The 5,768-nt window shown below is 65.2% G+C and carries 5 protein-coding genes and 2 pseudogenes; 1 reads left to right on the top strand and 6 read right to left on the bottom strand.

Features of this window, described 5'->3' with window-relative positions; translation table 11 throughout:
- Positions 1-241, bottom strand: a pseudogene (locus tag QZ079_RS07580) (cell division protein FtsZ); the annotation flags it as partial.
- Between the two features lie 237 nt (positions 242-478).
- Positions 479-1,489 carry a cell division protein FtsQ/DivIB gene (locus QZ079_RS07575; RefSeq protein WP_297037198.1) on the bottom strand — a complete coding sequence of 337 codons (1,011 nt, stop codon included), beginning with the start codon at positions 1,487-1,489 and terminating at the stop codon, positions 479-481.
- On the opposite strand from QZ079_RS07575, the gene QZ079_RS07570 reads away from it, so the two are divergent.
- Positions 1,461-1,922, top strand: coding sequence for a hypothetical protein (locus tag QZ079_RS07570; protein ID WP_297037196.1), 462 nt, complete (start codon positions 1,461-1,463; stop codon positions 1,920-1,922). The genes QZ079_RS07575 and QZ079_RS07570 overlap by 29 nt on opposite strands.
- Here QZ079_RS07570 and murB read toward each other — a convergent pair.
- From murB to QZ079_RS07550, 4 genes and pseudogenes are all read right to left on the bottom strand, one after another.
- Positions 1,881-2,801, bottom strand: coding sequence for a UDP-N-acetylmuramate dehydrogenase (murB, locus tag QZ079_RS07565; protein WP_297037195.1), 921 nt, complete (start codon positions 2,799-2,801; stop codon positions 1,881-1,883). The two genes, QZ079_RS07570 and murB, sit on opposite strands and share 42 nt — an antisense overlap.
- 6 nt (positions 2,802-2,807) lie before the next feature.
- On the bottom strand, positions 2,808-4,217 hold the full coding sequence (gene murC / locus QZ079_RS07560) for a UDP-N-acetylmuramate--L-alanine ligase (RefSeq protein WP_297037193.1): 1,410 nt from the start codon (positions 4,215-4,217) through the stop codon (positions 2,808-2,810).
- Between the two features lie 125 nt (positions 4,218-4,342).
- Positions 4,343-5,476 (bottom strand): undecaprenyldiphospho-muramoylpentapeptide beta-N-acetylglucosaminyltransferase, encoded by a 1,134-nt coding sequence (gene murG / locus QZ079_RS07555; protein WP_297037191.1) that lies wholly within the window; start codon positions 5,474-5,476, stop codon positions 4,343-4,345.
- Positions 5,466-5,768: pseudogene (locus QZ079_RS07550) on the bottom strand (hypothetical protein); the annotation flags it as partial. The pseudogene QZ079_RS07550 and the gene murG, both read right to left, overlap by 11 nt.

Below are 5,768 nucleotides of genomic sequence, written 5' to 3'. Positions count from 1 at the left end.
CCGCCTTACGGCCGATCTCGGGGTTCGCACCGGCACCGAGGCCGCGCGTCAGATCGGTGCCGATATGCACCTTGATGTCGGCGTCCGAGATGGCGAGCGCCTGCGCGTCGGTGTTGATGGCGACGAACTCGACGCCACGGATGCCTTCCTCGATCATGCGGTTGACCGCGTTGGTTCCGCCGCCGCCGACGCCTACCACCTTGATGACGGCAAGGTAATTGCTGATCTCGCTCTCGTGCATGTCGGTCCTCCGAACTCGGACTGCCTTGTTGAAACTCTAACGTTCAAGTTTACGTTAAACGTCGAGGTAAACCGACGTATCTTTACACAAAAGCAGGTGTTTAGTCAACTTTTTATCCATCGAAATGTGGAGGTGGCACTATATGCGCAGGTAATCGGGGACGTCAACCAACCGGCGACAGGCGTCCTTCTTCAAGCACGGCAAGCAACCTGCCCGGCTATATATCCTCAAGTTCACCTAGAGGGCGCGGTAGGTCGGATTCTCGGGATCTCGCACATTGATGTAGGTGATGCCCTCGACCTGATCGAGAAGCTCGGTCACGACGCGCTCCTTGAGGGCGATGTTCTCCGGAGAGCCGAGCGAGACCTCGACGCCCGACGTGAGGTTCGCCGAGATCGCGTCGACGGACTCGAGCGACAAATCTTCGATCTGGCCGATGAACTCGGTAGAAAAGCCATCCGAGTACGCAAGGCCCGCGACGATGACGTCGGATGTGACTTCGGAACCCGAGGCGGGTGCGACGTCTGCGGGGATGTTGATGAAAAGGATCGCATCGTCCTGTTGCGCGAGCGCGAGCGCCGCCTCGAGTCCCGTGAGCACCCTCGTGCCGTCGGACGCCGCGCCATCCTGGGCACCGTCGCTCCCCGTGGTGCTGACTTCATCGGCCTCACCGGGCGCATCGTCACCGGAGGAGCCGTCGTCAGCTGCGACGTCGCCTTGAGCGTCCTCGGGGGTTGCAGGCTCACCGGCTGTCACCGCATCGCCGCCGGCGTCGTCTCCGGAACCGCCGCCATCTGCCGCAGCTGTGCCATCTTCGCCGGCAGATGCCGTACCGTCTTGTTCCGCCGTGGCGTCGCCCTGCGTCTCCCCCGTCGTCGATACGATGTTCCCTTCGGCATCGACGGTCACGGAAAGTGATATGGGAGCGATCCAGGTGTTGTTCGTGCCAATAGCCCACGCCACATCGCCCGACGTGATGTAGGCGATCGCCGCGACCTCGTATTCCTGCGGCGTGATGATAAGCGTATGCGGGAACTGGCGCTCGATCTGAACGCTCTCGACCCAGGGATTCTGCTTGAGCGATTCCTCGATCGACGCCGCATCCACGTTGAAGAGCGTCGTTCCCTCGGGAACGTCGATGAGGCGCTCGGCCATCGCTTGCGGAACGTGTTCGCTGCCGCGTACCACGACATCCGTGACGGAGAAGATCGGAGACGTCGTGATGACGACCCAGGCCACGATGGCCACGATGGCGATTCCCGCAAACGCGAGGGCGATGCGGGCGAAGGGAAGGTTCGAGACGAACGCGGGCGTCGAGGCCGCGCGCGCAGTCGTGCGCCCGCTCCCTTGGACAGATGCCCCGCCGCGCGCTCGTGCCGCGCGTGGGGACGCGTCCTTCGACGACGCAGCGGCGCGCCTCGCCTTGGCAGCGGTCGCCTTCGCGGGGGCGGCAGGCCTCGTCGGCACAGAGGGGCGAAGCTTCCGTGTAGCCGTCTTCTTGCGCGGCGCAGACGCCTTCGCAGCAGCCGAGCGCACAGGAGAGGCGACCTTGCCCTTCGGAGCCTTCGTCTTCGGGGCAGCCGCTTTCGATGCGGTCGGCTTCGCCGGCTTCGCGCTCTTCGCGCGGCGATACGTGGGTTTAGCGGTGCGAGAAGCCGAGGAATTTGACTTCCGGTTGTAGCTCGACGCCAAACTTCTCACGCACCTTCCCATACATCTCCCGCATGACCGCGAGGACGTCGGATGCGCTCGCGGAACCCGTGTTGACGATTACGTTAGCGTGAACCTCGGAAACTTGGGCACCGCCAACGGAAAAACCCTTCAATCCACAGTCCTCGACCATCTTTCCCACACTTCCCTCCGGCGGGTTGCGGAAGACCGAACCGCACGAGGCGACCGCCTGGGGCTGGGTATGGCGACGGCGGGAGAGATAGCGCTCCATCCTATCGCGGATCTCCGTCTTGGGTGCCTGCTTGAGTGCGAGCGTGACCTCGAGCAGGATCTCGTCGTGTGGGAGGCTGGTCGCACGGTACCCCCAGACCACATCGGATCCACGGTAGTGCTTGATGCCCTCGCCCGGTTTGTAGGTGAGGACATCTTGTACGAGCCGTCCGATCCATTCGTCGCGCGTGCCGGCATCCATCGAGACCGCGCCGCCCACGGTACCCGGAATGCCCACTGCGAACTCAAGGCCGGAGAGCCCCTTCGCATACGCCTCGTTCACCAGGCGCGCGAGCACCGTGCCCGCGCCGACGGTAACGGTGCAGCCGTCTTCAGCGATGAGGGTGCGCGAGAACTCGTTGCCGAGCGTCACGACCGCGCCCTCGTACCCATCGTCGGAGACGAGCACGTTGGAGCCGCGGCCGAGGATCACCCAGGGCACGCTCTCATGCTCCAGCTGCTCGATCGCATGGCGAAGGGCATGGTAGCTATGGCAAGTGACGAACAGCGCCGCAGGCCCGCCGATACGGAAGCTCGTATGGCGCGCGAGCTTCTCCTGTTCGGAAACGTCCGTGTCGAGCGCACCGGAAAGCGCCATGACCGCGTTGAAGAGACCCACGCCCTCTCACGCGTCCTTGTCGTTCATGTATTCGATGAACTCGGGGCCGGCCGTGGTGATGTCGCCCGCACCCATGGTGATGAGCAGGTCGCCCTCCTCGGTGATCTGCGAGAGCACCTCGGGAAGCTGCATGCGATCCGCCACATAGCGCACGTCCATGCCCGGATGGTGCGCGCGCACCGTGTCGGCGAGCATCTTGCTCGTCACGCCCGGGATGGGCATCTCGCCGGCGGAGAAAACGTCGATGAGCACCAGGCGGTCGGCGCGCTCGAAGGCGTCGGCGAAATCCTCGACGAGTGCCTGGAGACGCGAATAGCGGTGCGGTTGGAACACGACGTCGACGTGCTTGAAGCCGAGCGAGCTCGCAGCCTCGAGCGTCGCCTTGATCTCGGTGGGGTGGTGTCCGTAGTCGTCGACGACCGTGACGCCGGCGACATCGCCCACGTGTGTGAAGCGACGGCGGACGCCCGCGAAGCCCGAGAGCGCCTCCGCAGCGCGCGCGACATCGAGGCCGAGTGCCCACGCAACGGTAAGCGAGGCGGTAGCGTTCAGAAGGTTGTGCGTACCGGGGTTGCTCTTGATGGCGACCTCGTGCGCGCCTCCGTCTGGAAGCGTGACCGTACAACGCCCCGCGATACCGCGATGCGCGAGAGCGGGCACACAGCGCACGTCGTTTTCCTCTGCCAAGCCATAGGTGATGACCTTGCGTCCGGTTGAGCGCGCAAGTTCGGAAAGGCTCGGGTCGTCGCCGCAGACGATGACCGTGCCGGCCTCGCCCACGAGGCTCATGAACTTCGCGAACGTGGCACGGATGTCCTCGAGCGAATCGTAGTGATCGAGGTGATCCGCCTCGACGTTCGTGACGACGGCGATATCCGGATTGAGGTAGAGGAAGGAGCGGTCCGATTCGTCCGCCTCGGCGACGAAGAGCTCTCCGGAGCCGTTGCGGCCGTTCGTGTCGTAACCCTCGACGATGCCGCCGATAAGGAAGCTCGGGTCGAGGTCCATGCGGTCGAGCATCGTGGCAGTCATGGAAGAGGTCGTCGTCTTGCCGTGCGTGCCGGCGATGGCGATGGTGGTATAGCCACGACCGAGCTCGGAGAGCATCTTCGCGCGCGGCCAGACGGGGATATCAAGCTCACGGGCTCGCACGAGCTCCGGGTTCGTCTCGGGGATGGCGGTAGACACGACGACGACATCGGGCGCGACGGCGTCGATCGTGGCCGCTTCATGGCCGATATGGATATCGACCCCGGCGCGGGTAAGCTGGCGAATATAGCGCGACGTCTTGAGGTCGGAGCCGCTCACCACGCTGCCGCGCTCATGCAGGACGAGCGCGATGCCGCTCATGCCGGCGCCGCCGATACCGATGAAATGGATGCGCCGCGGGCGCTCGGGGTTTTGGGAATCTGTCATGACGGGGCTATCCTCTGCTTCGAGCCGATGATTCAAGAAAACGATTGTAGTTCAAATCATCGAGCGACACAAAAGCACGGCATTTCGGTTGAAGCAGCGGGAGCGTGAAATAGCCCCAGGGTTTTTTACGCTGGCCGGGCGATGGCCTCGAGGGCGTCGACGAGGCGCTCGGCGGCACGAGCCTGGCCGAGTCCTTCGGCGTGCGCGCGCATCTGGGCACGCGCGTCGGCGTCGCGCAGGAGCCCCAACACGAGCTCCGCGAAGGCACGATCGTCGATATCGGCGTCGGCACACATCTTCGCCGCCCCAGCATCCACAAGGTAGCGTGCGTTCGTGGTCTGATGGTCGGCCGTCGCATGGGGATAGGGCACGAGCACCGAGGGCACGGCGAGGGCGGCGATCTCGGCAATGGAGGACGCGCCGGCACGCGAGAGCACGAGGTCCGCCGCCGCAAGCACATCGCCCATGTCATCGATATACGGGCGCACCCGGTAGCGCGCCTCCTCCTCATCGCTCAGCGCGAGCGCGCGCTCGGTCGCCTCGAAATCGTCCGCGCCGGTCGAATGCAGGACATGCACGCCCTCGATGGCCAAAAGCTCGGACTTGAGCGAGACCATGCGCTCGTTCAGATGGTGCGCGCCGAGGCTTCCGCCAAATACCACGAGCAGCGTCGCGTCCCGCGGCACGCCGAGCGTCTCGCGGCCGCGCTCGCAGTTGCCGTCGAGCACCGATGCGCGCACGGGGTTGCCGATCATCTGGACCGCAGAAGCCTTCGCGCCACGCTTCTCGAACGCCTCGGCGACGCTCGGCTGCGCGATGGCGATGAGCGAGGCGTCCTTCGCCGCCTGCTTATTCGCGAGGCCGGGCACGGAGTTCTGCTCGTGCAGGGCATACGGAATGCCGAGCTTCGCAGCCGCACGCACGAGCGGCATCTCGATATAGGCACCGAAGCCGATCACCACATCTGGGCACAGCGCGGGGTCGCGTTTGAAGTCGCGCACGAGCCTGCCCTCGGTGCGGGCGAGGTTGGTGAGCGCGGCAATGGCGGTCCAAGGTCGCTCGCGGTCGAAGCCGGTCACATGGATGGGCGTGAACGCGAATCCGGCCGCCGGGACGAGCTTGCCCTCCAGGCGCCTCGATTCGCCATAGAAGCGCACCTCATGCCCACGCTGGCGCAACTCCTCCGCAAGGGCGAGCGCCGGGTTGACATGTCCGGCGGTGCCGCCCGCCGCGATGGCGACCTTGAGCTTAGCGGTCATGGGAATCCCCTCTCCCGCGTCGGGAACCGCTCCCGCGCGTGCTTCCACCCTCATCATAGCGCGTACGGACGCTGCGCGAGCGCAAACGGTCCGCAGGATCGGATCCAAGGTTCACACGCTCGTAGGAGCCGTGGCGCTCGATACCCTGCGCGTATCCACCGCGCGACGGGCGCTCCCTACGCGAGCTGCGGCCATGACCGCCTCTGTCCTCGCTTCCTCCGCGCGGCTCGGGCGCGGATACGATGCTCGTCCCGTCCACCACGGTGAAACCCTCGCGGCGGCGAGCGGAACG

The sequence above is a fragment of the uncultured Enorma sp. genome (assembly GCA_905210055.1).
GTDB lineage: Bacteria > Actinomycetota > Coriobacteriia > Coriobacteriales > Coriobacteriaceae > Enorma.
Note: the sequence above shows the minus strand (reverse complement) of the source record. Positions and strands in the feature narration are given on the sequence as shown.

Bases quoted from the DNA above. Each gene is read 5' to 3' on its own strand.
- murC (WP_297037193.1), bottom strand. From the start codon at position 4,217: ATGACAGATTCCCAAAACCCCGAGCGCCCGCGGCGCATCCATTTCATC.
- murG (WP_297037191.1), bottom strand. From the start codon at position 5,476: ATGACCGCTAAGCTCAAGGTCGCCATCGCGGCGGGCGGCACCGCCGGA.